Here is a 23,794-nt window from a genome sequence, read left to right as displayed (position 1 = left end):
CTTATTGTTCTATGAGGGGATGAACGCGCACCCCCTGTTCAAGCTGTGCCAACTGCGCGGCATCGGTGATGCCGAAACCGATCTGGGTCACGGCCATGGCGGCGATGGCCGTAGCGGTGCGCAGGGTCTGTTCAAAAGCGTGGGCACTGAGCAGGCCGTGGAGCATGCCGGCCAGCAACGAGTCGCCGGCGCCGACGGTGCTGGCCACGCTGACCTTGGGCGGCAGCGCCTGCAAGGCCGGCGCGGCGCTGAACCAGTTCACGCCTTCGGCGCCATGGGAAATCACCACATGCTCGACGCCTTGGGCGTGCAGGCGCCTGGCGGCTGCGGCCTGGGTCGCCAGCGACAGCAGCGGGCTGCCCAGGGCCTCGGCCAGTTCCTCGGTGTTCGGCTTGACCAGCCAGGGCCCGGCGGCCAGGCCGGCGCGCAGGGCTTCGCCGCTGGTGTCCAGCGCCACTTTCAGCCCCAGTGCCTTGAGACGGGTCAGCAAGGCGTGCAGCCATTGCGGGCTGACGCCGCGCGGCAGGCTGCCGGCCACCACCACCGCGTCATGCCCCGGGGCGATCTGTTCCAGGCGTTCGAGCAGCGCCTGTTGCGCCGCCGCGTCGACCTCCGGGCCGGGGCCGTTGAGATCGGTGATGCGCCCATCCTGTTCGGCCAGCTTGATGTTGCTGCGGGTTTCCCCCAGCACGCGAATAAAGGCGTCGACAAAACCGCGCCGGGCGAACAACGCCTCGAAGGCCTGGGGATTGTCTGCACCAAGAAAGCCGCTGACGGTCAGCTGATGGCCAAGGTCGGCCAGCACCTGGGCCACGTTCACGCCCTTGCCTGCGGCGTGAGTGTGCATGGCTTCGCTGCGGTTGACCTGCCCCGGTTCCAGGCGCGTCAGCTGGACGGTGAGGTCCAGCGCCGGGTTCAGGGTCAGGGTAAGAATCTTTGCCATTAGATGGCCTCCACAAGGGCGCGCACATCGTTTGCGCTGCCGACGGCCAGGGCCTGTTCAGCAAGGGTTTGCGCCTGGGTCAGGCTGAGTTCGCGAATGCGTGCCTTGACCTCGGCGATGCTGCGTCCGGAGACGCTCAGTTCGTCCACACCCAGGCCGACCAGCACCGGCACCGCCAGCGGATCGGCCGCCAGCTCGCCGCACACGCCGACCCACTTGCCGTGGGCATGGGCCGCGCGCACGGTGATGTCGATCAGTTGCAGCACCGCCGGGTGCAGGCCGTCGGCCTGGGCCGACAGGGTCGGGTGACCACGGTCGATGGCCAGGGTGTATTGGGTCAGGTCGTTGGTGCCGACGCTGAAGAAGTCCACTTCCTTGGCCAGTACCGGCGCCAGCAAGGCGGCGGACGGCACTTCGATCATGATCCCCAGTTGCAGGTCGGCCACCGGGATTTCCTGGCGCAGGCGCTCGGTCATGTCACGGGCGGCGCGCCATTCATCGACGCTGCCGACCATGGGGAACATGATCCGCAGCGGGCGATTGTCCGCCGAGCGCAGCAGCGCGCGCAGCTGGGCTTCCATGATCTGCGGACGTTGCAGGGTCAGGCGGATGCCGCGCACGCCGAGGAAGGGGTTTTCTTCCTTGGCGATCGGCCAGTACGGCAGCGGTTTGTCGCCGCCGACATCCAGGGTGCGCACCACCAGCGGCCGCCCGGCCAGGCCATCGAGCACGCGGCGGTATTCGGCTTCCTGGGTGGCTTCGTCCGGCGCTTGTGGGTGGGCCATGAAAATCAGCTCGGTGCGCAGCAGGCCAATGCCTTCGGCGCCGTTGTCCACGGCGCTGGTCACGCCCGCGCTTTCACCGATATTGGCGAAGACCTCGACGTGATGGCCATCAGTGGTGTGCGCCAGTTGATGGCGCTGTTCGGCGGCGACCTTGAGCCGTTGCTCGCGGGTATCACGCTCTTCGGTGGCCCGTTGCAGGGTGCCGGCATCGGCGTCCACATGCAGGTGACCGCGCTGGCCATCGAGCAGCAGCGGCGTGCCCGGCTTGAGCAGCAGCACGCCAGCCCCGGCGCCGACCAGCGCCGGAATCCCCAGGGCGCGGGCGACGATCGCGCTGTGGGCGGTGGCGCCGCCACGGGCGGTAAGAATGCCGGCCACCCGCGCCGGATCGAGGCGCGCCACGTCCGACGGGCCAACCTCATCCATCACCAGGATGTAGGGTTCGTCCGGCTCGACCGGGGTCTGCACTCCGCACAGCTGGGCCAGCACCCGGCGGCCGATGTCCCGCAGGTCGGCGGCGCGTTCGGCCAGCAGCGCATCGTGCAAGGCTTCCTGTTGCCGGGCGGCGGCTTCGATCACCGTCATCCAGGCCGCTGCGGCGCTTTCGCCCTGCTTGAGGCGGGTGTCGACTTCGTCGGTCAGTTCCGGGTCGTCGAGCATTTCCTGGTGGGTCACGAAAATCTCGCGAATCGCCTTGGCCTTGCTGCGCTGGATCAGGCCGTCGATGTCATGACGGACCTCGGCCAGGGCCTGTTGCAGACGCTCGCGCTCGCTGGCGGTGGATTCGCCGCGCAACGGGTAGTCAAAAGGCTGGATCACCTGGATATGCGCCGGGCCAATGGCGATGCCGGGGGCCGCCGGGATGGCCTGGACCAGGCTGCCGGAAGCCGGCGCGCTGATGGGCACCTCGATTTCTTCCGGCACGTCCTGGGGCGCGCTGGCTTGCGCCACCGGCTCGACTTCTTCCCCCAGCCCTTCGGCGATGGCCGCCAGCAAGGCTGGCAGGGCGTCGGCGGCGATGTTCGGTTCGGCGATCAGCTCCAGGGTCTGGCCACGGCGGGCGCCGAGGCTCAGCAGCTTGCTCAGGCTCTTCACCGAGACGGCGGAGCCCGGTGTGTCGACGATGCGCACGCGGATCTCGCCCTCGAAGCTTTTCGCCAACTGCGCCAGGATCTTCGCCGGGCGCGCATGCAAGCCGTGGGCGTTGGCCAGCACGATGCGCGCGCTCGGCCAGTCGGCCGGCAGTTCGCCACCCAGTACTTCCAGCACCGCACGGCTGCTGGTGGCCCGGCCCAGTTCATGGCCACGACCTTCGATCAGCAGCGCGCACAGGCGCTCAAGCAGGGCCTGGTGGGCCTCGCCCAGGCTGGCCAGGCAGAACAGCCCGGCCAGGGGTTGGCCGAGGTAACGAATCGGTTTGTCCGGGGTGACGAAGGCCAGGCCCGGGCGCTTGACGGTCTGCTCGCTGTGCAGCCACCACAGGCCATCGCCCAGGGGCAGCGCCTCGACCTGTTGCAGCACGGCGGCAAAACCGTTGCTGACGCAGTCGGCCTGGCGCAGCAGACGGGCGCCGCGCCATACCAGTTCTTCGAAATCTTCGGCGGCCACGCCCAGGCCGATCATCTGCGCATCCAGCGCCAGCTCCTGCGGCGCGCCTTGCAGCAGTTTCAGCAGGGCTTCGGGCGAGCTGGCGCGACGCAGGGCCTGGCCCAGGTCGGTTTCGCCAAGGGCGCGGGTCAAGAGTTGCAGCAGGCGCAGGTGTTCGTCGGATTTGGCGGCGATGCCGATCGCCAGATAGACGATCTGGCCATCGCCCCAGTCCACGCCCTCGGGAAATTGCAGCAGGCGCACGCCAGTGGCGAACACCTGGTCGCGGGTTTCCGGAGTGCCGTGGGGAATGGCAATACCTTGACCGAGAAAGGTCGAGCCCTGGGCTTCGCGGGCCTGCAGGCCAGCCAGGTAACCTTCGGCGACCAGGCCGTCGGCCACCAGTTTATCGGCGAGCAGGTGCAGTGCGGCGGACTTATCCACGGCCGACTGGCCCATGGATATCTGCTCAATAGTGAGCTCGAGCATGCTTTCTCCTATTTAGCGCTGGGGCGCTAGGTATTGTTTTGAGTGAATCAGTCAGGCGGCGTTAATGCCACAAACGGGACCGTCGGCTTGGCAAGGCCCTGTTTCCGTTTGCTCATATTCCTAGAAAATACGCGTGCTGAAACGTTTAATCTACAATGACGGGCACGTTACTCGATAATCAATCATCCTTGAAGTCCTACCTGTCGGCTGCACGTTCCGACATTGGTCGCCTGCCCATATCGGTTAGGATTGGCGAAAATGTCGGGGCAAGCTCCAGAAAACAAGGAAAACCCGGGTTGAAACTCAGCGATATCGCCAGACTGGCCGGTGTGTCCGTCACCACCGCCAGCTACGTCATCAACGGCAAGGCCGAACAGCAACGCATCAGCAACGCGACCGTCGAACGGGTCCGGGCGGTGGTCGAGGAACATGGCTTCACGCCCAACCCTCAAGCCGCCGGGCTACGCAGTCGGCGGACCCGGACCCTGGGTTTCATCCTGCCAGACCTGGAAAACCCCAGTTACGCGCGTATTGCCAAGTTGCTCGAGCAAGGTGCCCGCGCCCGTGGCTACCAGCTGCTGATCGCCAGCTCCGACGATGCCCCGGACAGCGAGCGGCAGTTGCTGCAACTGTTCCGCGCGCGCCGCTGCGATGCGCTGTTCGTCGCCAGCTGCCTGCCGCCGGAGGATGACACTTATCGCCTGTTGCAGGCCCAGGGCCTGCCGATCATCGCCATCGACCGGGTGATGGAACCGGAGTTTTTCTGCTCGGTGATCAGCGACGACCAGCAAGCCAGCCTGCAATTGACCCGCAGCCTGCTGCAGCCCCAGCCGCGGCAGATCGCCCTGATCGGCGCCCGCCCCGAGCTGGGCATCAGCCGCGAACGCGCCGCCGGCTTCAAGCAGGCGCTGGAAGGTTTCGACGGCCAGGTGCTGATCGAACAGGGCGAAGCCTTCAGCCGCGACTGCGGGCGCCAGTTGATGGAAGCGCTGCTGGAGCGCCTGGGCCATCTGCCAGATGCCCTGCTGACCACCTCCTATGTGTTGCTGCAAGGGGTGTTCGACGCGCTGCATGACTTTCCGCTCAAGTCGCGGCCGCTGCGCCTGGGCACCTTCGGCGATACCCAGCTGCTGGACTTTTTGCCGCTGCCGGTCAATGCCATGGCCCAGCAGCACCAGCTGATTGCCGACAAGGCCCTGCAACTGGCCCTGGCCGCCATTGAAGAAGCCCATTACCAACCCGGCGTGAACGCCATCGCCCGGACCTTCAAGCAGCGCATTCACGAGGCTTGAACGTGGAACTGATCGACAGCCACACCCATCTGGATTTTCCGGATTTCGATGCGGATCGTCAGGCGCTGCTGGCTGCCAGCCGCGCCCTCGGCGTGCGGCGGATGGTGGTGCTGGGGGTTTATCAGCGCAATTGGCAGCGGCTCTGGGAGCTGGTGCAGAGCGATGCCGACCTGCACGCCGCCTTCGGCCTGCACCCGGTTTATCTCGACGAGCACCAACCGGCCGACCTGGTTGAGCTGGGCGACTGGCTGACCCGCCTGGCGGGCCACCCGCAGCTGTGCGCGGTGGGCGAGATCGGCCTGGATTATTTTCTCGAGCAGCTGGATCGCCAGCGCCAGCAGCAACTGTTCGAAGCACAACTGCAACTGGCCGCGGACTTCCAGCTACCGGCCCTGCTCCACGTACGACGCAGCCATGCCGCGGTGATTGCCAGCCTCAAGCGCTTCAAGCTCAAGCGCGCCGGCATCATCCACGCCTTCGCCGGCAGCCGCGAGGAGGCCCGCGAGTACCTCAAGCTGGGGTTCAAACTGGGCCTGGGGGGCGCCGCGACCTGGCCGCAGGCCCTGCGCCTGCGCAAGGTCATCGCCGACTTGCCGCTGGACGCAGTGGTGCTGGAAACCGACTCGCCGGACATGGCGCCGGCCATGTACCCCGGCCAGCGCAACAGCCCGCAGCACCTGCCCGACATCTGCGCGGCCCTGGCCGAGCTCATGGCCGTCAGCCCCGAACAGTTGGCGGCGGCCAGTACCGCCAACGCTTGCGCGCTGTTCGGCTGGCCCCACAGCGCCTGAATCAGACCCGGAACGCGCTGATCAACTGCTTCAACTGCACCACCTGCGCGGACAACTGGCGGCTGGCGTTTTCAGTCTGGTACGCGCCTTCGGCGGTGCGCTCGCCGGCGCGGTTGATCTCGACGATGTTCTGATCGATGTCGTGGGCCACCGCGGTCTGCTGCTCCACCGCCGCGGCGATCTGCTGGTTCTGGTCGACGATCATGCCCACCGCGCCGAGGATGTTCTCCAGCGCCTGCTGGACCTTTTCCGACTGCCCGACCGTGCCATTGGCCATCTGGTGGCTGATGCCCATGGCCTTGACCGCAGCCCCCACGCCGCCGTGGAGCTTGACGATCATCTGCTCGATTTCCTCGGTCGATTGCTGGGTGCGCTTGGCCAGGGTCCGCACTTCGTCGGCCACCACCGCAAAGCCTCGGCCCTGCTCGCCAGCGCGGGCCGCTTCGATGGCGGCGTTGAGGGCCAGCAGGTTGGTCTGCTCGGCGATGCTCTTGATCACCTCCAGCACCCGGCTGATGGCCTGGCTGTCGCTGGCCAGTTGATTGATCACCAGCACCGACTGGTCGATCTCGCTGGCCAACTGGGCAATGCTGCCTTGCTGGGATTCCACCAGCCCGCGCCCGCTGATGGTCTCGTCGTTGACGCTGTGGGCGCTGCTGACCGCGGCCGCGGCGCTGCGCGCGACTTCCTGGGAAGTGGCGGACATCTGGTTCATCGCCGTCGCCACCTGCTCGATCTGACTGCGCTGCCCGGCCACCGCCTGGTTGCTCTGGGCCGACACGGCTTCCACCTGCCCGGCCTGGTGCTCGACTTCACCGACGGTCTTGCCCACTAGCTCGATCAGGTCGTGGATCTTCGCCACGGTGCCGTTGAACACGGTGCCCAGTTCCCCCAGTTCATCGCGGCTCTGGGCATCGAAGGTGACGGTCATGTCCCCGGCCGCCACCTTGTCCATCATCGCACCCAGGCGTTTGAGGGTGGTGCGGGTCGAGACATAGAACGCGCCGTAGAGATAGAAGATCAGCAGGAACACCGCCGCCAGCGCCACCACCAGCAGCACCATGTGCGTGCGGTTCTGCCCCAGCCGTTGTTGCAGTTCCTCGCCGAGGAACTTCAGGGTCGCCTCGTTGAGCTGGTAGGTCTGCGCCATCAACCCGCTGACCTGGTCGTAAAAGCCCTGCCAGGGCGCATCCAGGGTATCGGCCATCACCACCTGCTCTTCGAACAGCTCGCTGGCTTGCTTGAGGCTGCCTTTACTGGCGCTGGCCTGGGCATTCAGCGCGCCCTGGGCGGCCTTGCTCGAGCCCAGCGCATCCTGCAGTTTCAGGCCGTATTCGGCCTGGAGCTTTTCGATCTGCACCAGCAACTCGTCGAAACGGGTGCTGGCGGATGAGTTGAGAAAGCCCTGGCCCAGGGAATACGCGCCCATCGCCCGCCCATCGCCGAGGACCTGGGTCACCTGGGGCGTGACGCTGGTCAGCAGTTCGCTCAACTGCCGCACATCGCTCTGGGTGTCGCGGCTCAGGCCCGACTGGCTGGCGATGATCTGGCTGAAAATCTGCGCACTGCCCAGGAGCTTGCCGATCAGCGCGCTTTTGCTTTGCAGCGAGCTTTCCGCCTGTTGCGCCTTGAAGGCGGCGATCATTTCATCGCGCTTGCCGTCGAACACGCCGATCTGCTCGGGGTCCACGGTGACCGCAGCCAAGCCCTGCAAGCGCTCAAGCACGGACTTTTCCAGGGTGCCTATCTTGTTCTCGATATCCCCGGCCTTGCCGGACTGCCCCAGGGTCGCGTTGATCTGCACCATGTTGTTCAGGGTTTCCAGGTCGCGGCGCAAGGTCAGGCTGCTGCCCAACAGGTCCAGGCTTTGCAGCTCGACCTGGGTGCCCTGAAATTCACGGTAGGAATCGCGCACCAGATAAAAGTTGGTGACCAGCATCGGCAGGAAAAACAGCACGCTGATCAGGCTGAACTTCATGCCGAAGCTCAGGCGGTTCATCAGGGCAATAGCGGGATAGAGCAAGCTCTTCACAAGAAGTCTCCCTTTTTGCTTTTATTTTTATTGGCAGGTACGCGAAGACGGCAGATAGCCACTATTTGGCGCTGATTCTGTATAGCTCAAATCGGCAAAAGGGTTTGTAACTTAAGGTTAACCGCGGGGACGGCGGACGGATGGAAGGCTTCAGTTGCGCTGGCGAGACCGGGGCTCGCCAGCGCTCACTCGCTGCTCGTCGTCAGGGCAGCACGGTCCACAGGGCGAAACCGGCGTACCAGAGCACCGCGGCCCGCAGCAACAGTTCCCAGATCCGGTCCAGGCTGAGAATGCCGTCCGGCCCGGTGATCGGCGCAGGGATTTCCGCGGCGACCAGGCCGACCTTTTCCACCAGCTGCGCGGCGCTGATGTTCCAGTTCAGCAGTTCGTGGAGCATCACGCGGCTGACCGCGACGAAGTTACCCACCAGGGCGAAGCTGGCCGCCAGCAGGCGTACCGGCAACCAGTCGAAGGCATGCCGCAGCTGCCCGGCGCGCTCGGCGACCGCCGGGTTCTTGCTGTGCTCGGCGGCCAGCGCCAGCAGGCGATAGCTCAATGCGGCCACCGGGCCCAGCAGGAAGTACCAGAAGATCACCGCGAAAAAGCTCTGGTAGGCCTGCCACAGCAGGTGCCCCTGAACCCGCTCGAGCAACTGCTCGCCACTGTCGGCGCAGATATCCAGGTCGCGCTTGGCGACATGCGCCGCGGCTTGCAGGTCTTCACGGCGCCAGGCATCGCGGAACGGTCCGAGTTCGCCCAGCAGGTCGCCCCGCCCCAGGCTGTAGATCACCACCAGCAGATGCACCGGCAACGCCAGCAGGCCGTAAGCCAGCGGCTCCAGTACCAGCAACAGCAACCCCAGCAGCACTGCCGGCAGCAGCACCAGCAGCGCCAGCACCCACCAGGGACGCTTGGCCAGACGCGGACTGGCCTCCTGCCCAAGCAATTGACGCAACCACGGCTCGTCATGCTGAACGCGCTGGCGCAAGGCCGAGAACTTCTCGATCCAGACCGCCAGCAACAACACCAGAAAACTCATTGTCCTTCCCCTTCGTTCAGGGCCGCGCGATAGCGTACCCAGTCGAATCCGGGCCCCGGATCGGTCTTGCGCCCCGGAGCGATATCGCTGTGCCCACAAATCCTCTGTGGGGTGATGGCCTTGAAGGCCTGCTGCAACTGCCGGGTCAAGGCAATCAGCGCGTCGTACTGGGCATCGGTGAACGGCAGCTCGTCGGTGCCTTCCAGTTCGATCCCCAGGGAAAAATCATTGCAGCTTTCGCGCCCGTCGAACCACGACACGCCAGCGTGCCAGGCGCGGTCCAGACAGGAGACAAACTGAGTCACGGTTCCGTCACGTTCGATCAGGAAATGCGCGGACACGCGCAGGTCGGCGATCCCGGCAAAATAGGGATGCTCTGTGACATCAAGACGGTTCTGGAAGAATTCCTGCACTTTGCCCGTCGCGAACTGGGCCGGCGGCAGGCTGATGTTGTGGATCACCAGCAGGGAAATTTCATCCGCGGGGCGTGCGTTGAAATTGGGTGACGGGCAATGGCGAACGCCGTGACACCAGCCGCTTGCGGGGTCCAACTGCATACCGATTCCTTCAACGAAGCCTGTGACGGCTCAGTATGCCGCGTTCCACGCCCAGGTTGCGATCACTTGCCACGATTGAGTCGCTGCAAATTGCCGATCACCGACTCCAACGCCCGATCGAACAGCAAGGTGTCGTCCAGCTCTCGCACGGCCCCGCGCTGAAACTCCAGGGCCAGGCCGACCCGGGTGCGCTCCAGGACCTTCATGCCGGTGCGGTTGACGAAGATGTACTTATCGCCGGGTTGCACGATGGCCGCCAGCTTGCAGCGCACGCTGTTGTCCTCGTCCTCGAGGAATTCGACCCAGGCCCCCAGCCGCAGTTGTTCGACCCGCAGCAACCCGGGATCGTTGGCCGCCAGCGCCAGGGGCGCGGCCTCCAGCGGGCCCTCTTCGGCGCAGGGCAGGATGATGTGCTCCTCGACCGCGACCATCGCCGGCTGCTCGTCCGCCACACCTGGCCGATGCGGCCCGGCGTCCTGAGCAAAGTGCTCGAACGCCTGCAGGTGCAAGGCTTCCAGCTGGCTGAAGAACTCGCTGGTGGCGAACGGATCGAACGCTGCGCTGTTCAAGCCGTCGCGCAGTGCCTTGAGCAGGTCGGGCACCAGCGCCAGCAGCTGCATGGCGGCATCCGGATCGGTGTGACGCTGCACGCTCCAGATCAGTTGCTCCATGGTCTGCAGCCCCTGGCGCCATTCGCTGGACTGCTCGCCATGCTTGAGACAGGTCAACAGCAAGACCTTGCTCCAGGCCTGTTGCACGAACTCGACGACCATCAGCGGCAGGACCTTGCCCAGCAACCCCTCGTTCAACGCCTGCTCGACGCGACGGCGCGCCAGTTCGGCCTTGGCCCGCCCCTCTTCGGCGTCACGGGTGCGCTGTTCCAGCAGCTCGCTGCGGCGCCGCTCGTCACTGGTGAAGGCGAGAAACTCGGCGAGCAGCTCGGAAAAGATCGCCGGGTCGTCGACGAAGTCGCTCAACAGCCGCTGCACCACCTGCTCGATGCGCAGGTACAGGCTATCGCGCTGATAATCGTCGCAACTGCCCCAGCCCATGGCCGCGGCGGCGATTTCATTGAGCAAGCGGCGTGCGGGATGGCTGCTGCGGCTGAAAAAACTCTTGTCCAGCACCGCGACCTTGAGCATGGGGATCTGCAAGCGGCCGATCAGGGTCTTCAAGGATTCCGGCAGGTTGCGATCGGCCAGGATGAATTCGAAGAGCATGGCCACCAGGTTGATCACGTCCTCGTCGGCCACCCCGACCACCCGCGACTTGCCGCTTTTCACGCTGACCCGGGTCAGCAGCTGTTCCAAGTGGTTGCGCAGGTCGAAATCGTCCTGGGTGCCCGCCGGCACGTAGTGCTGCAGGTGAGACAGCAGGCGCAGCAGGTCACGGGTGGAAATGGGCTGGGTTTCGGCGCTCGCCTCGAGGGTCGGCACCACGCTGCCGCGGACATGCGACAGCAGCTCCTGCAAGGCGGCGAACACTTGCTGAACGCTTTCGTCCATTTGCGCCTCGCCGGGCTCCGGCGTGGCCTGGATACTCGCGGCCGCCTGATCGATAGACCGGCGCGCCGGCGCGGGCTTGAGCTCCGGCAACACGCCCGTGGCGGCCAACAGCTGATTGGCTTCGGCGTACAGCTGGTCGGCTTCGCTGAGCACATAACGTTCGAACAGCTTGAGAATGATCAGCTTGACCTTGATCTCCACCCCCAGGCTGCGCCCAGACTCGAGGAAATACTCGCAGAGCATGGCCGGGCCCAAGGGGTTGCTGCGGTCATCCAGGCGCTTGCCCAGCAGCGCGTTCAGGCGCGCGGTGAGCTGGCCAAGGGCAAAGCCGTCACGGTTGCCGGCCTTGGCGACCATCGCCTCGAGGGCCACGGTGCGCTCCAGGTCATCCTGGCAGGTGTCAGCGGATGGGACGTAGGCGACGGCCTGGGCGATCGCCGGCGCAGGGTCGTACTGGACCAGGCCGACAAAGGCCTCGAAGAGTTTTTCCAGGAAGCCGCGCTCAATGCTTTTGCGTTTCAGGCGCAGGTCGCGCATGGCTTCGAAAAAGGTGTTCTGGTCGACATTGTTCTGGGCCCGGTCGGCCATCTCGAACAAGGTGTCGTCGGCGTTATCGAACAGTTCCTGCAGGCCATGGCGCAGTTGCTGGGCGGCCTTGTCACGGACCTGAAGCAGAATCACAGGCAGGCGGGCGAGCGGCGAAGGGTTCGCCTGATCCGTAGCCACCTTGTGCAAAGGCACTACATTCCCGTCGTTGTGCATCCAAGCCTCCTGAAAGGTTTTCTCTGCCGCGCAATAAAAGGTCGGTCGACGCTCACAGTCGAGTCCCAGCAGGCATCGATACGCACCGCTGCATTTCAAATATTGGGGAGCCAAGCAAACGTCAAAGCTATGACGTCAATTAGAAGTCGGATTATCTGGCAAAAGCCCCTTCTTGTGCCAGCAGACTCTGCGCGGGCTTTGAAATAGTGCTCATATAGCGACCGCCCTTTCTCGCAAACGGCTCATGCCAGGCGACCAAATGCAGGTACTGGAGGGGCGCCGCCTTGGGTTCGCTTGCGCCATGGCCCTATAATCGGGCCACTTTGTTTGTGGAGCCTGCTATGCCGAATCTACGCCTCGCCGACCTGACCGCCGAAATCGAAGCCAACGTGCGCCGTGCGTTGCTGGAAGACATCGGCAGCGGCGATATCACCGCGCAACTGATCCCGGCCGAACGCCTGGCCAAAGCCACCATCATTACCCGCGAAGCGGCGATCGTCAGTGGCACGGCCTGGGTTGACGCGGTGTTCCGCCAGCTCGATCCGCGGGTCGCCGTGCATTGGCAGGTGCGTGACGGCGAGCGCGTCAGCCCCAACCAGGCGCTGTTCCACCTCGAAGGTCCGGCCCGTTCGCTGCTCAGCGGCGAACGCTGCGCCCTGAACTTCCTGCAGCTGCTGTCCGGCGTGGCCACCCGCGCGCAGTATTACGCCGACTTCGTCGCCGATACCCAGGTCAAGTTGCTGGATACCCGCAAGACCCTGCCGGGGCTGCGCCTGGCGCAGAAGTACGCGGTGACCTGCGGTGGCTGCCACAACCACCGCATCGGCCTGTACGACGCCTTCCTGATCAAGGAAAACCATATTGCCGCGTGCGGCGGTATCGCCCAGGCGATCAGCGCCGCCCACAGGATCGCCCCGGGCAAGCCGGTGGAAGTCGAAGTGGAAAGCCTGGAAGAACTCAAGGAAGCCCTGGCGGCGGGCGCGGACATCATCATGCTCGACGAGCTGAGCCTGGACGACATGCGTGAAGCGGTTCGCCTGAATGCCGGCAAGGCCAAGCTGGAAGCCAGCGGCGGGATCAATGAAAGCACCTTGCGCCCGATCGCCGAGACCGGCGTCGATTACATTTCGATCGGGGCGATGACCAAGGATGTGAAGGCGGTCGACCTGTCGATGCGCTTGAGCCTCTGACTTTCAAAAGCCTGCGCGATACCCCCAAAGAAAAACGCCAGCCCCTGAAAGGCTGGCGTTTTTGCATCAGTCGTCGATTTCGTTGAGTTCCAGGTAGTCCTGAAGGTCCATGCCCAGGGCCTCGGCCACCTCCTGATGGACCTCCAGGCGCATGGCCTTGAGCTCCTCAGGCGACTCGGCCACCAACTCCAGCACAAGCTCCCACGGCTCGATGCCGCGCGACTCCGCTTCGTCCTCGAACGCCCACTGGGCCTGCTGCTTCTGCTCCTGCGGACTCAGGGCGCTGATTTCTTCCTGCAAGGAAGGCGTGGCAGCCAGGTACTTTTCAAGGGCTACGTCAATTCTGGCTTCTTTAGGAATCATCTCGTTCTCTCTGATCATGGGAATGGAAGATGGATCTGGATCGTTGGGATCTCTTTGCCGCAAAAAAGCGCTGTGAAAGCCGATTTATCTGGCCGTGAACCATTCGGGATCATCTGAAAACCATTCAGACAGGCTGCGAATATAGGACCTTTGTCTGCGGATGCATACGAATCGTTACAGCGCACCGACAAAAAACCTGTCCGTTCGCTCAAGGCACTTTCACGAAAAATACGTTGTTACATTCCACTCCCCGAGCCACCTTCTTGCCCCTGGAACAAGAAGGCAAGGACGCAGTCATAGCGATGTGCCATATCGGCACTTCACAAGGAAACCCAGTGATGTTCAGCCGCACTCAGCGTTCGTCCGCCTTCCTCGCCACCCTGATCCTCAGCAGCCTGTCACTCTCCGCCCAGGCCGTCGAATTCAACTCCAGCAGCGCCTCGTACTCGGACAGGATCTCGGCCCTGCACCAGGAAGTAGACCTCAAGTACACCGTCCGCCCCAGCGGCTTCACCGTGGACGACCTGCAAAAGCTGCAGGACGGCCTCAAGAGCAGCAGCGCCGAACTGGAAAAGCTCAAGGACATCGTCAACAGCCAGGCACGCCTGATCGAAGAGTTCAAACGCAACACCGGCAGCAGCTCCAGCTCCACTGCCAGTGAGGTGAGCAACCTCAAGAAAACCACCGGCGAGCAAGCCAACCAGCTGAAAAAGCTGGAAACCCAGCTTGAAGAGTTCAAGCGCAACAGCGGCACAAGCTCCAGTTCGAGCACCAGTGAAGTGAACAGCCTCAAGCGCGTTACCAGCGACCAGGCCAGCGAACTGGACAAGCTCGGCAAACAGATCGAGGAGCTCAAGCGTGGCAACAGCTCAAGCTCCAGTTCGAGCTCCAGCGAGCTGTCCAGCCTCAAGAGCACAGTCAGCACTCAAGCCAGCACCCTGGATAAGCTGGCGAGTCAGATCGATGACCTCAAACGCGGCAGCAGCTCAAGTTCCAGTTCTAGTTCCAGCGAGCTGTCCAGCCTCAAGAGCGAGGTCAGCAATCAGGGCCAGAACCTGGACCAACTCAAACGCAGCCTCGAGGACCTGAGAAGCAAGGTGAAGTGATTCAAAGCCAGTAAACACGACAAAGCCCGCTCGACGCGGGCTTTGTTGTATAGAAGAATCGAGTCAGATCCGCTCCCCAGGTCTTACGCCCCCCAAAGCCACCTCACACCCGTGGCAAATGCTTGCTCACGCAATGAATGCCGCCGCCCCCCGCGGCGATCGGGTCGATATTGACCTGTTCCACCACCCGCCCCGGATAAAGCCTGGCCAGCAGGTCCTTGCAGTACTGGTCCGCCGCCGCGTCACCAAACTGCGGAGCGATCACCGCGCCGTTGATCGGCAGGAAGTTGATGTAACCCGGCGCGAAATCCGGGTTGTCGCGGGTATACAGGTTACTGCGCATCCTGGTCGGCGGCGGCAGGGTGTGGACCACCAGCTTGCGGCCATCGGCGTCGGTGGCGGCATTGAGGATTTCCAGGTGCCTGCGCGTCACGGCGTAGTCATAGGACCCGGGGTCATTGTCCAGGTTGGCGATGACCACGCCGGGCTTGACGAAGCGCGCATAAAAATCGACATGGGCATCGGTGATGTCCTTGTCCTTGATACCCGGCAACCAGATGATCTTGCGCAGGCCGAGGTTGGCCTTCAGCTCGGCTTCGATCTGCGCCTTGCCCAGCCCCGGGTTGCGGTTGTCGTTGATCCAGCAGCTCTCGGTGATGATCGCGGTGCCATGCCCGTCCACCTCGATGCCACCACCCTCGCCCACTAGCGCGCTACGAACGTAGTCGGCCTCCATCTCCTCGCTCAGGGTATCGGCCACGCGGGTGTCGTTGGCCGAGGTCTGCTTGTCGCCCCAGCCGTTGAAGTTGAAATCCACCAGGCCCAGGCCGCCCGCGCCGTCGACCACGAAGCAGCCGCCGTAGTCGCGCACCCAGACGTCGTCCAGCGACAAGGTCAGGAAGTCGATATTGCTGGTGCCACACTTGCTCTTGGCCAATGACAGCTGGCTGGCGCGACACAGCACGGTCACCGGTTGATACTTGGCGATGGTCCTGGCCAGCAGGGCGATGGTGTCGTTCACCGCGCCCGCCCAGTCCTCCCAGACCCGGGACGACGCGCCGAAGGCCAGGATCACCCGCTCCTGCGGGCCGTGCTCGTCGGGCATGTACCAGTTGCCGGCCGAGGCGGCGAAAATGCGCGGGGCGCCAAAGCCGAGGCCAAGGGAGGCGGCGGCACCGACTCCGCTGGCCGCCATCAGTTGCTTGATGAAGTCACGACGTGTAGGCATGAGGTGTTCTCTGTTGAGTGAATCTCGAAGGGCGTGGCCACCCGGCTGCCGGGTGCCCGCCCTGCTCTGGCGGTTGCTGGCTTCAGTCGTGAAGGCTGGTCTTGAAGGTGGTCCAGGCGCGCATTCGCGCCCGCATGTCGCGCTGCGCAATGTCCTTGCCGGGGATCAGCCGCCCATAGGTGGCCGCGTCCACATAGATATCCGGATTATTGCGCATGTCGGCCGCCACCATCGGCCTGGCCTTGGCGCTGGAGGTGGGATAGCCGGTGGCGTTGCTGATCGCCGCCATGTTCTGCGGGCGCATGATGAAGTTGATCAGCGCATAGGCGTATTCCGGGTGGCGGGCATCGGCCGGGATGGCCATGGTGTCCATCCACACCGTGGTGCCCTCCCGCGGAATACGGTATTGGAAGCGCGTCCCCTTGCCGGCCTCGTCGGCGGTACGCTGGGCCTGGGTCATGTCGCCGCTGTAGCCGAGGGACAGGCAGATGTCGCCATTGACCAGCTGGGTCACCGGCTGCGACTGGAACTTGCGGATGTACGGCTTGATGCCCTTGAGCAGCGCCACCGCCTCGGCCAGTTCGTCCGGCTTGCTGCTGCGCGGGTCGTGGCCCAGGTAGTTGAGCACCACGGCCAGCACTTCGTCGGGCGAGTCGATCATGGAGATACCGCAGTCGGCGAACTTCGCCGCGACCTCGGGCTTGAAGATCATATCCAGGCTGTTCACTGGCGCATTATTCAGACGCTTGTCGATCATCGCCTGGTTCCAGGTCAGGCCGATGGTGCCCCAGGTGTAGGGCACGGTGGCATTCCGCGAGTGTGGATACCGGGCCTGCAACGTGCGCAAGCCGGGCTCGATGTCATCCAGGTGCTCGAGCTTGCCCTGGTCGAGCTTCTGCAGGGCACTGGCGCGCATCAGGCGTTCGGCCACGGTGTCGCCGGGAAAGATCAGGTCATAACCACTGTGGCCGGACATCATCTTGGCTTCCAGCGTCTCGCTGCTGTCCATCACGTCGTAGATGACCTGGATACCGGTCTCGTGAGTGAAGGCAGCCAGGGTCTGCGGGGCGAAGTAGTCCGCCCAGTTGTACAGGCGCAGGACCTTGTCCTCGGCCTGGACGGCGAACTGCGAACAACCCAGGCCAAGGCCCAATGCCAACATCGACAGTTTCTTGATGAGATTCATCTTCAGGCTCCCTGGCGCGACCAGTGTTCATGGGTTCGGCAACCGTCCAGGCCCAGCAGCGGGCCGTACATTTCCGGGCGGCGATCCCGGTAGATGCCCCAGCTCAGGCGTTCCTCGGCCATGGCCGCAAGATCCAGCCGCTGTACCAGCACGCCCGTAGTGTCACGGTCAGCCTCGGCCAGCAGCTTGCCCTTGTGATCAGTGATGAAGGACGAGCCGTAGAAACTCATCCGCAACTGCGGATCGGTGGTTGCCGTCTCTTGCCCGACACGGTTGGCCGCTATCACCGGCAGGATGTTGGCGGCCGCGTGGCCACGCTGGGTCAGTTGCCAGTGGTCGCGCGAGTCCAGCCCGGCGGCGCCCGGCTCGGAGCCGATGGCGGTGGGATAGAGCAGCACCTGCGCGCCCATCAAGGCCAGGCAGCGGGCGGTCTCGGGGAACCACTGGTCCCAGCAGATGCCCACGCCTATGCGGCCGAAAGCGGTGTCCCAGACACGGAAGCCGGTATCGCCGGGGCTGAAGTACTCCTTCTCCTGGTAGCCGATGGCGTTGGGGATGTGGGTCTTGCGGTAGACGCCAAGCAGGCGGCCGTCGGCATCGGCCACCGCCAGCGAGTTGAAGAAGGCGTTGCCGGCACGCTCAAACCAGCTCAGCGGCAGCACCACGCCCAGTTCCCGGGCGAGGTCGGCGAAGCGCCGGAGTACGGCGCTTTTGCCATATTCCTGCGCCAGGGCCAGGTGCTTGTGGTCCTGCTCGATGCAGAAGTACGGGGTGGCGAACAGCTCCTGCAGGAGGATCAATTGCGCGCCCTTGGCGGCGGCTTCCCGCACCAGTTGCTCGGCCTGGTCGAGGTTGTCCTCCAGGTTCCAGCTGCAGGCGAACTGGGTGGTGGCGACGGTCAAATGAGTCATGGCATTACCCCTTCAGCGGCCAGGCCGGTTGCTGCTGGGTGATGCAATGCACGCCACCGCCGCCGTGGGCCAGCTGGTTGATCCGTACCGGCACCACCTCACGCCCGGGGAAAGCCAGGCGCAGGGTCGCCGCCGCCTCGTCATCGGCACCGATACCGTAGGCCGGCATGATGATCGCGCCATTGGCGATGTAGAAATTGGTGTAAGACGCGCAGAACACCTCGGCCTCCTGATCCACGGCATCGCTGGCTTCGAAGAGTTCGAGCATTTCGAAGCGGCGTCCCTGGGCATCGGTGGCCAGTTCCAGCGCGCGGCGGTTCTCGCGCACGACCTCGGCGTACACCGAAGATGAATCCCGGGTCGCGTCCACCAGCAGCACACCGGGCCGGGCGAAGGCGCAGACGCCGTCGACGTGACCGTCGGTCATGTCGCCGGTCACGTAGTCGGGATCGCCGGGCAGCCAGATGGTTTTCTTCACGCCCAGCAGGCGCGCGAAGATCTCCTCCATCTCGGCCTTGCTCATGGCGGGATTGCGGTTGCCGTTGAGCAGTACCGATTCGGTGGTGATCAGGGTGCCCTGCCCGTCCACATGAATCGCGCCGCCTTCGTTGGTCAGCAATGTGTTGAAGCATTGCAGGCCGAGGTTGTCGAGGATGCGCCGCGCCAGGCTTTGATCCAGGTCGCAGGCGGACTTGCCGCCCCAGGCGTTGAAGCGCCAGTTGACTCCAGCCGTGCCCAGACGCGGATGGCAGACGAAACTCGGACCGGAGTCGCGGCACCAGCTGTCGTTGATCGCCAGCTCGACCAGCTCGATATTCGCTCCACACAACTCACGGGCTCGCGCCACTGCGCAGGGGTCAACCACCATCTTCACCGGTTCGAAACGGGCGATAGCGTTGGCCACACGGGCAAAGTCGACCTGCACCTCGGCCAGGGTCACGCCCCAGCTGTTTTCCCACAGGGCCTGGTTATGGGGAAAAGCCATCCAGGTGGCGGCGTGCTGTACCCATTCGGCGGGCATGAACCAGCCGTTCTGCGCATCGTTGAATTGCATACAAGTACCTTCAGTTAAGATTTTGTTATCACTGAAAACCGCGACCGCGGCCATGACTTGTATGCTAGGCCTGTAAAAACGACCGAACAAACGATAGATTTTGTCGAATTCTGATTAGCTGGGCTTATCAATCATGCTTAAACACTGGCCACCCCTGAATGCCCTGCGCGGCTTCGAGGCCGCCGCCCGCCTGGGCAGCTTCCACAAGGCCGCCGAAGAGCTGCACCTCACCCAGTCGGCCATCAGCCAGCAGATTCGCAGCCTGGAAAGTTTCCTCGAACAGCCGCTGTTCTTCCGCAACGGCCGCAGCGTGGCCTTGACCGATGCCGGCTTCGACCTGCTCAGCACCACCCAGTCGCTGTTGCAACAACTGGCCGTGGGCATCCGCCGCCTGGACCAGTACCGCAAACCCAATCAACTGGTGGTCAACACCACCCCGGCCTTTGCCCGCCACTGGCTGGTGCCGCGCCTGGCGGACTTTCATCGGCTTCATCCGCAGGTTGACCTGTGGCTGCTGACCACCGACGAAACACCCGACATGGCCACCCAGACCATCGACATCGCCGTGCGCGACGACCTCAGCGCCCAGGCCGAATGCAGCTTTCGCGTGTTGCTGGAAGACCGCCTGTACCCGGCCTGCCATCCCGCCTTGCTGGAACAGGCAGCGGACGCGCGCACCACCCTGCACGGCGAGCGCGAGATGGACTGGAGCCATTGGCAGGTACAGGGCGGCATCGACGTCGGCCAGCACAGCCAGGGGCTGAACTTCTCCGACCCCGGCCTGTTGCTGGACGCCGCCAGCCAAGGTTTGGGGATAGCCCTGGTCAGCCAGCTGCTGGCCGGCCGCGCCCGAGATCAGGGGCTGCTGGTGGCGCTGGCGGAGCAGACCGTACGCGGCCCGAACTGGAGCTGGCTGGTGCACCGCGACAGCGAAGGCGATGCCCTCACCCGCAGCTTCTGCGACTGGCTGGCCGGGGCCCTTGGCAAGGCTTGAGCAGGTTTCCTGGCGGAGCCGGGACATCCATCAATCGCCCGGGCACACATCACGAACACCAGAAACGACAAAGCCCGCACTGGGCGGGCTTTGTAGGTATCTGACAGGCATTCATGGATTGTTTGAAACGGCTGACTGGTGCCCGAGACAGGAATCGAACCTGCGACCTTCGCGTTACGAGTGCGCTGCTCTACCGGCTGAGCTACACGGGCGCTGGGCTAAACCTAGCACCGGGACCGGGGTTTTGCCATGTCACCCGCCCGGCAGGGAGCAAGGCACAAACGCCACATAGCAAAACGCCCCGAACCAGTCGGGGCGTCTGCTTGTTCAGCTTACAGCGTCAGGGGTCTTAAACGCCCGAAGCCTTGGCTGCTGCCACGTCTTTGATGGACAGCTTGATACGGCCGCGGTTGTCCACGTCCAGCACCAGCACTTCCACTTCCTGACCTTCTTTCAGGATGTCGGTCACTTTCTCGACGCGAGCATCGCTCAACATGGAGATGTGAACCAGACCGTCCTTGCCAGGCAGGATGTTGACGAATGCGCCGAAGTCGACGATGCGCTCAACCTTGCCAACGTAGATCTTGCCGATCTCGGCTTCCGCGGTGATACCCAGAACGCGCTGACGCGCAGCTTCTGCGGCTTCCTTGGTTTCGCCGAAGATCTTGATCGAGCCGTCGTCTTCGATGTCGATCGAAGCCTTGGTCTCTTCGCAGATCGCACGGATGGTCGCGCCGCCTTTACCGATGACATCACGGATTTTGTCGGTGTCGATCTTCATCGCGATCATGGTCGGAGCGTTGGCCGACAGTTCGGTACGCGACTGGCCAATGATCTGGTTCATCTGGCCGAGGATGTTCAGGCGAGCTTCCAGGGCCTGGCCCAGGGCGATCTCCATGATTTCTTCGGTGATGCCCTTGATCTTGATGTCCATCTGCAGCGCGGTGACGCCTTTGGCGGTACCGGCTACCTTGAAGTCCATGTCGCCCAGGTGGTCTTCGTCACCCAAGATGTCGGTCAGGACGGCGAATTTCTCGCCTTCCTTGACCAGGCCCATGGCGATACCGGCAACCGGTGCCTTCATCGGCACGCCAGCATCCATCAGTGCCAGGGAAGCACCGCACACGGAAGCCATGGAGCTGGAACCGTTGGACTCGGTGATTTCCGATACCACGCGGATGGTGTAGGGGAACACGTCGGCGGCTGGCAGCATGGCCTGAACCGAACGACGGGCCAGACGGCCGTGACCGATTTCACGACGACCAGCGCCACCCATGCGACCACACTCGCCCACCGAGAACGGAGGGAAGTTGTAGTGCAGCATGAAGGGGTCTTTCTTCTCGCCTTCCAGGGTGTCCAGCAGCTGTGCGTCACGGGCAGTACCCAGGGTCGCGACGACCAGGGCCTGAGTCTCGCCACGGGTGAACAGGGCCGAACCGTGGGTCTTCGGCAGAACGCCGACTTCGATGTTCAGCGGACGTACGGTGCGGGTGTCGCGGCCGTCGATACGTGGCTTGCCGTTGACGATGTTTTCGCGAACGGTGCGGTATTCGATTTCACCGAAAGCGGCTTTGACGTCGCCGGCGGAAGGCTGGCCTTCTTCGCCGGACAGCTTGGCGACGACCTGGTCTTTCAGCTCGCCCAGGCGTGCATAACGGTCGGCCTTGACGGTGATGGTGTAAGCCTGGGAGATCGCTTCGCCGAACTCGGAGCGGATAGCGCCCAGCAGGTCGGTGGCTTCTGGAGCCGGAGCCCAGTCCCAAGTTGGCTTGGCGGCTTCGGCAGCCAGCTCTTTGACGGCCTGGATAACGGCCTGGAATTCATCGTGGGCGAACAGTACGGCGCCCAGCATCTGGTCTTCGGTCAGCTCTTTGGCTTCCGATTCAACCATCAGTACCGCTTCTTCGGTACCGGCTACGACCATGTCCAGACTAGATGCCTGAAGCTGCTCGTAAGTCGGGTTCAGCAGGTAGCCGGTGCTTTCATGGAAAGCAACGCGGGCAGCACCGATCGGACCATCGAAAGGAATGCCGGAAATCGCCAGCGCAGCCGAGGTACCGATCATCGCAGCGATATCCGGATCGGTCTTCTTGCTGGTGGAAACCACGGTGCAGACAACCTGCACTTCGTTCATGAAGCCTTCTGGGAACAGAGGGCGGATCGGGCGGTCGATCAGACGCGAGGTCAGGGTTTCTTTCTCGGAAGGACGGCCTTCACGCTTGAAGAAACCGCCAGGGATCTTACCGGCAGCGTAAGTCTTTTCCTGGTAGTGAACAGACAGAGGGAAGAAACCCTTGCCTGGATCGGCTTGTTTGGCGCCAACCACGGTCACCAATACGCTGACGTCGTCGTCAACGGTGACCAATACTGCGCCGGAGGCCTGACGGGCGATACGGCCAGTCTCGAGGGTAACGGTCGACTGACCGAACTGGAATTTTTTGATTACCGGGTTCACGGTGTCCTACCTTCTTTGTGGCTCTTGGGGGAACTGGTTTCTTGCGAAATTCTTGGGCAACTCCGGGAATCGGCCCGGCCTGATTGTCCAGGTAAAACTACGGTCCAGATAAAACTTGAGGCTGGGAGCCTGCCATGCGCCTGCGGGAAACCCACTGACGCACGGCAAACAACCAACCTCTAGCGCAATCGCTGATTAGCGACGCAGACCCAGGCGACCGATCAGAGCGCTGTAACGGCTCAGGTCTTTGCCTTTCAGGTAGTCCAGCAGCTTACGACGCTGGTTAACCATGCGGATCAGACCACGACGGGAGTGGTGGTCTTTACCGTTGGCCTTGAAGTGACCTTGCAGTTTGTTGATGTTGGCGGTCAGCAGTGCAACTTGCACTTCTGGCGAACCAGTGTCACCAACAGCTTGCTGGTAGTCGGTTACGATTTGAGCTTTTTCTTCAACGCTGAGTGCCATTTGGCTTTCCTCTCAAAAGGCAGCGTTTCGAGAAACGCCACCAACAGGCCAGGGACAAATCCCCGTATCTATAAATGAGCTGTGACCGTGCCTGTTAACAGCCACCCTCTCCAGCCTGCTGTTACACAGGCTGGTTCCGGTCATTCCGACCGAATCAGTCGACGCGGCGCGATGCGCCCGTCTTCGCTCACTTCACCGATACCGATAAAGCGACCGTTATGATCCTGTACCCGCACCATACCGAACTTCGGTGCATCGGGAGCCCGTACCGGCTGGCCGTTGAGCCAGTAGAACGCGCTGTGTTCGGAGAACTGCAGCAGCGGCCAATCCAGCAGGCCGCTGTCCGATGGCATCAGGAAGCGATCCACCGCTTCGTTGCCGCCTTCGGCATGTACCGCTTCAAGCTCTTCCAGCGTGACGGTCTGGGCCAGACTGAAAGGGCCGGCCTGGGTGCGACGCAGTTCCGCGACGTATGCACCACAACCCAGCTTCTCACCGATATCCTCCACCAGGGTGCGGATATAGGTGCCTTTGCTGCAGTCCACCGCTAGCCGCGCAGTATCGCCTTCAAAGGCCAGTAATTCCAAGCGCGCAATAGTAACAGAACGCGCTTCGCGCTCCACCACTTCGCCTGCACGGGCCAGCTTGTAAAGTGGCTGGCCATCACGCTTGAGGGCCGAGTACATCGGCGGTATCTGGCTGATTTGCCCACGAAATTCCGGCAGCACCGCTTCAATATCGGCGCGACCAACGGTCACTTCGCGAGTCTGCAGGACTTCACCCTCGGCATCGGCCGTGGTGGTGGTCTTGCCCAACTGCATCAGGGTTTCGTAACCCTTGTCGGAATCGAGCAGGTATTGCGAGAACTTGGTCGCCTCGCCAAAGCACAACGGCAACACGCCGGTGGCCAGAGGATCGAGGCTGCCGGTATGCCCGGCCTTCTCGGCGTTGAGCAACCAGCGGACTTTCTGCAGCGCCGCGTTGGAGGTGAACCCCAGCGGCTTGTCGAGCAGGATGATACCGCTGACGTTACGACGGATACGCTTGACCTGAGCCACCG

At 63.4% G+C, this 23,794-nt stretch carries 19 protein-coding genes and 1 tRNA gene; 5 read left to right on the top strand and 15 right to left on the bottom strand.

The window, feature by feature from the left end; translation table 11 throughout:
• Position 1: 1 nt before the first annotated feature.
• Both pfkB and ptsP read right to left on the bottom strand, forming a co-directional pair.
• Entirely contained in the window at positions 2-943 is a 942-nt protein-coding gene (gene pfkB / locus PMI20_RS07570; RefSeq protein ID WP_007922290.1) for a 1-phosphofructokinase, read from the bottom strand.
• Entirely contained in the window at positions 943-3,804 is a 2,862-nt protein-coding gene (gene ptsP / locus PMI20_RS07565) for a phosphoenolpyruvate--protein phosphotransferase (RefSeq protein ID WP_007922284.1), read from the bottom strand. The genes pfkB and ptsP overlap by 1 nt, the downstream gene beginning before the upstream one ends.
• A gap of 296 nt (positions 3,805-4,100) precedes the next feature.
• On the opposite strand from ptsP, the gene cra reads away from it, so the two are divergent.
• Together cra and PMI20_RS07555 are read left to right on the top strand one after the other, a co-directional pair.
• On the top strand, positions 4,101-5,096 hold the full coding sequence (gene cra, locus PMI20_RS07560; RefSeq protein WP_007922282.1) for a catabolite repressor/activator: 996 nt from the start codon (positions 4,101-4,103) through the stop codon (positions 5,094-5,096).
• A 2-nt stretch (positions 5,097-5,098) separates the two neighbouring features.
• A complete protein-coding gene (locus PMI20_RS07555) occupies positions 5,099-5,887 on the top strand; it encodes a TatD family hydrolase (RefSeq protein ID WP_007922280.1) in 789 nt (262 codons plus the stop codon).
• 1 nt (position 5,888) lies between these two features.
• On the opposite strand, the gene PMI20_RS30925 is transcribed toward PMI20_RS07555, so the two are convergent.
• The 4 genes from PMI20_RS30925 to PMI20_RS07535 form a co-directional block, all read right to left on the bottom strand.
• Positions 5,889-6,593: a methyl-accepting chemotaxis protein gene (locus PMI20_RS30925; RefSeq protein ID WP_370686828.1), complete on the bottom strand. Its 705-nt coding sequence runs from the start codon at positions 6,591-6,593 to the stop codon at positions 5,889-5,891.
• 1,528 nt (positions 6,594-8,121) lie between these two features.
• A complete protein-coding gene (gene ampE / locus PMI20_RS07545) occupies positions 8,122-8,958 on the bottom strand; it encodes a regulatory signaling modulator protein AmpE (RefSeq protein WP_007922276.1) in 837 nt (278 codons plus the stop codon).
• Entirely contained in the window at positions 8,955-9,515 is a 561-nt protein-coding gene (ampD, locus tag PMI20_RS07540; protein WP_007922273.1) for a 1,6-anhydro-N-acetylmuramyl-L-alanine amidase AmpD, read from the bottom strand. Before ampD ends, ampE begins: the two co-directional genes overlap by 4 nt.
• A 62-nt stretch (positions 9,516-9,577) precedes the next feature.
• Positions 9,578-11,782, bottom strand: coding sequence for a DUF1631 domain-containing protein (locus PMI20_RS07535; RefSeq protein ID WP_007922271.1), 2,205 nt, complete (start codon positions 11,780-11,782; stop codon positions 9,578-9,580).
• Between the two features lie 341 nt (positions 11,783-12,123).
• On the opposite strand from PMI20_RS07535, the gene nadC reads away from it, so the two are divergent.
• Entirely contained in the window at positions 12,124-12,972 is an 849-nt protein-coding gene (gene nadC / locus PMI20_RS07530; protein ID WP_007922269.1) for a carboxylating nicotinate-nucleotide diphosphorylase, read from the top strand.
• A 66-nt stretch (positions 12,973-13,038) separates the two neighbouring features.
• Here the strand turns inward: nadC and PMI20_RS07525 are convergent, their stop codons facing one another.
• Positions 13,039-13,335, bottom strand: a complete 297-nt coding sequence (locus PMI20_RS07525; protein WP_007922267.1) for a DUF6388 family protein — start codon at positions 13,333-13,335, stop codon at positions 13,039-13,041.
• A gap of 338 nt (positions 13,336-13,673) precedes the next feature.
• Here PMI20_RS07525 and PMI20_RS07520 point away from each other — a divergent pair, with 338 nt between their 5' ends.
• Positions 13,674-14,441: a hypothetical protein gene (locus PMI20_RS07520; protein ID WP_007922265.1), complete on the top strand. Its 768-nt coding sequence runs from the start codon at positions 13,674-13,676 to the stop codon at positions 14,439-14,441.
• Positions 14,442-14,544: 103 nt separating this feature from the next.
• Here the strand turns inward: PMI20_RS07520 and PMI20_RS07515 are convergent, their stop codons facing one another.
• The 4 genes from PMI20_RS07515 to PMI20_RS07500 all read right to left on the bottom strand — a co-directional run bounded on the left by PMI20_RS07515 (position 14,545) and on the right by PMI20_RS07500 (position 18,820).
• A complete protein-coding gene (locus tag PMI20_RS07515) occupies positions 14,545-15,669 on the bottom strand; it encodes an agmatine deiminase family protein (protein WP_007922263.1) in 1,125 nt (374 codons plus the stop codon).
• 82 nt (positions 15,670-15,751) lie between these two features.
• Positions 15,752-16,855, bottom strand: a complete 1,104-nt coding sequence (locus PMI20_RS07510) for an extracellular solute-binding protein (protein ID WP_007922262.1) — start codon at positions 16,853-16,855, stop codon at positions 15,752-15,754.
• A 2-nt stretch (positions 16,856-16,857) separates the two neighbouring features.
• Positions 16,858-17,766 carry an N-carbamoylputrescine amidase gene (gene aguB / locus PMI20_RS07505; protein ID WP_007922261.1) on the bottom strand — a complete coding sequence of 303 codons (909 nt, stop codon included), beginning with the start codon at positions 17,764-17,766 and terminating at the stop codon, positions 16,858-16,860.
• Positions 17,767-17,770: 4 nt separating this feature from the next.
• On the bottom strand, positions 17,771-18,820 hold the full coding sequence (locus PMI20_RS07500) for an agmatine deiminase family protein (RefSeq protein WP_007922259.1): 1,050 nt from the start codon (positions 18,818-18,820) through the stop codon (positions 17,771-17,773).
• A 133-nt stretch (positions 18,821-18,953) separates the two neighbouring features.
• Here PMI20_RS07500 and PMI20_RS07495 point away from each other — a divergent pair, with 133 nt between their 5' ends.
• The gene (locus PMI20_RS07495) at positions 18,954-19,814 is read left to right on the top strand and encodes a LysR substrate-binding domain-containing protein (RefSeq protein WP_087091214.1); all 861 of its coding nucleotides are present in this window, start codon (positions 18,954-18,956) and stop codon (positions 19,812-19,814) included.
• Positions 19,815-19,950: 136 nt separating this feature from the next.
• On the opposite strand, the gene PMI20_RS07490 is transcribed toward PMI20_RS07495, so the two are convergent.
• The 4 genes from PMI20_RS07490 to truB all read right to left on the bottom strand — a co-directional run bounded on the left by PMI20_RS07490 (position 19,951) and on the right by truB (position 23,792).
• Positions 19,951-20,026, bottom strand: a tRNA-Thr gene (locus PMI20_RS07490).
• 137 nt (positions 20,027-20,163) lie between these two features.
• On the bottom strand, positions 20,164-22,269 hold the full coding sequence (pnp, locus tag PMI20_RS07485) for a polyribonucleotide nucleotidyltransferase (protein WP_007920885.1): 2,106 nt from the start codon (positions 22,267-22,269) through the stop codon (positions 20,164-20,166).
• Between the two features lie 195 nt (positions 22,270-22,464).
• Positions 22,465-22,734: a 30S ribosomal protein S15 gene (gene rpsO / locus PMI20_RS07480; protein WP_009042128.1), complete on the bottom strand. Its 270-nt coding sequence runs from the start codon at positions 22,732-22,734 to the stop codon at positions 22,465-22,467.
• Between the two features lie 140 nt (positions 22,735-22,874).
• Positions 22,875-23,792, bottom strand: a complete 918-nt coding sequence (gene truB, locus PMI20_RS07475; protein ID WP_007920884.1) for a tRNA pseudouridine(55) synthase TruB — start codon at positions 23,790-23,792, stop codon at positions 22,875-22,877.
• Positions 23,793-23,794 lie beyond the last annotated feature (2 nt).

Origin of the sequence: Pseudomonas sp. GM17 (genome assembly GCF_000282175.2) — a bacterium.
Classification (GTDB): domain Bacteria; phylum Pseudomonadota; class Gammaproteobacteria; order Pseudomonadales; family Pseudomonadaceae; genus Aquipseudomonas; species Aquipseudomonas chlororaphis.
This window is presented reverse-complemented; position numbering and strand designations above follow the sequence as displayed.

Coding starts and splice junctions, on each gene's coding strand:
- PMI20_RS07500 (WP_007922259.1), bottom strand. CDS start 18,820: ATGCAATTCAACGATGCGCAGAACGGCTGGTTCATGCCCGCCGAATGG.
- nadC (WP_007922269.1), top strand. CDS start 12,124: ATGCCGAATCTACGCCTCGCCGACCTGACCGCCGAAATCGAAGCCAAC.
- PMI20_RS07535 (WP_007922271.1), bottom strand. CDS start 11,782: ATGCACAACGACGGGAATGTAGTGCCTTTGCACAAGGTGGCTACGGAT.
- PMI20_RS07525 (WP_007922267.1), bottom strand. CDS start 13,335: ATGATTCCTAAAGAAGCCAGAATTGACGTAGCCCTTGAAAAGTACCTG.
- PMI20_RS07520 (WP_007922265.1), top strand. CDS start 13,674: ATGTTCAGCCGCACTCAGCGTTCGTCCGCCTTCCTCGCCACCCTGATC.
- PMI20_RS07515 (WP_007922263.1), bottom strand. CDS start 15,669: ATGCCTACACGTCGTGACTTCATCAAGCAACTGATGGCGGCCAGCGGA.
- PMI20_RS07510 (WP_007922262.1), bottom strand. CDS start 16,855: ATGAATCTCATCAAGAAACTGTCGATGTTGGCATTGGGCCTTGGCCTG.
- rpsO (WP_009042128.1), bottom strand. CDS start 22,734: ATGGCACTCAGCGTTGAAGAAAAAGCTCAAATCGTAACCGACTACCAG.
- aguB (WP_007922261.1), bottom strand. CDS start 17,766: ATGACTCATTTGACCGTCGCCACCACCCAGTTCGCCTGCAGCTGGAAC.
- PMI20_RS30925 (WP_370686828.1), bottom strand. CDS start 6,593: ATGTCCGCCACTTCCCAGGAAGTCGCGCGCAGCGCCGCGGCCGCGGTC.
- ampE (WP_007922276.1), bottom strand. CDS start 8,958: ATGAGTTTTCTGGTGTTGTTGCTGGCGGTCTGGATCGAGAAGTTCTCG.
- PMI20_RS07495 (WP_087091214.1), top strand. CDS start 18,954: ATGCTTAAACACTGGCCACCCCTGAATGCCCTGCGCGGCTTCGAGGCC.
- pfkB (WP_007922290.1), bottom strand. CDS start 943: ATGGCAAAGATTCTTACCCTGACCCTGAACCCGGCGCTGGACCTCACC.
- ampD (WP_007922273.1), bottom strand. CDS start 9,515: ATGCAGTTGGACCCCGCAAGCGGCTGGTGTCACGGCGTTCGCCATTGC.
- ptsP (WP_007922284.1), bottom strand. CDS start 3,804: ATGCTCGAGCTCACTATTGAGCAGATATCCATGGGCCAGTCGGCCGTG.